1 protein-coding gene is annotated in these 851 nt (G+C 46.8%); it reads left to right on the plus strand.

What is annotated here, in order from left to right; translation table 11 throughout:
* Positions 1–837 (plus strand): IS5 family transposase gene (locus C5470_RS22080; RefSeq protein WP_166291930.1). Its coding sequence is split into 2 segments (ribosomal slippage), with 838 coding nucleotides annotated over them: positions 1–338 and positions 338–837; the frame shifts between segments, so codons are not numbered across the junction. This gene is flagged as partial in the annotation.
* Positions 838–851 lie beyond the last annotated feature (14 nt).

Below are 851 nucleotides of genomic sequence, written 5' to 3' on the forward strand. Positions count from 1 at the left end.
CCGCTACGACATTCCTGATGACGCCTGGATATTGATAGAACCTTGTTTGCCCCCTGTACATTCAAAGCGAGCAGGACGTCCACATGTTGAACACCGCCGTGTGATGAATGGGATGTTCTGGGTGTTATGCTCAGGGGCACCGTGGCGCGATTTACCTGAACGCTATGGTCCCTGGAAAACGGTCTATAATCGATTTAACCGCTGGTCAAAATCGGGCATTATCAACAAGATATTTAATCGGTTACTGTCCATTCTTGATGAAAAAGGCTTGATTGACTGGTCTGAAATTTGCCTGGATGGGAGCAATATTCGCGCCAGTAAAGATGCCGCAGGGGCAAAAAAAAACATCCTGATATCGCTGACGATCATGCGCTGGGTCGCTCCCGCGGTGGTTATGGCACCAAAATCCACCTGGCAACCGACGGAAAAGGTTTTCCCCTCAACCTGATTTTGACGGCGGGGCAAGCTCACGAAAGTCAATCTGCAATCCTATTGCTCGACGGCATTGGCATACAACGTCAAAATGGTTTCATGAAACGGCGTGGCAAAGCGGTACTGGCAGATAAAGGCTATTCGGGAGGAAAACTCCGCGGTTATCTGCGTAAGCTGAGAATTAAAAGCATTATTCCGTATAAAATCAACGAAAAAGGCAGTGCAGAGGGTCGTACGCAATTTGATAAACAAGCGTATCGTGACCGCAATGTTGTTGAACGCGGCTTCAGTTTTCTCAAAAGCAATCGACGTATTGCAACACGTTATGAAAAAACAGCGCGAAACTATCTGTCGATGGTGAAATTAGGCTGTATTAGGCTCTTTTACAGACGATTAAATAATTAAGGGACACAGCCTAG

The sequence above is a fragment of the Photorhabdus stackebrandtii genome (assembly GCF_011189495.1).
Classification (GTDB): domain Bacteria; phylum Pseudomonadota; class Gammaproteobacteria; order Enterobacterales; family Enterobacteriaceae; genus Photorhabdus; species Photorhabdus khanii.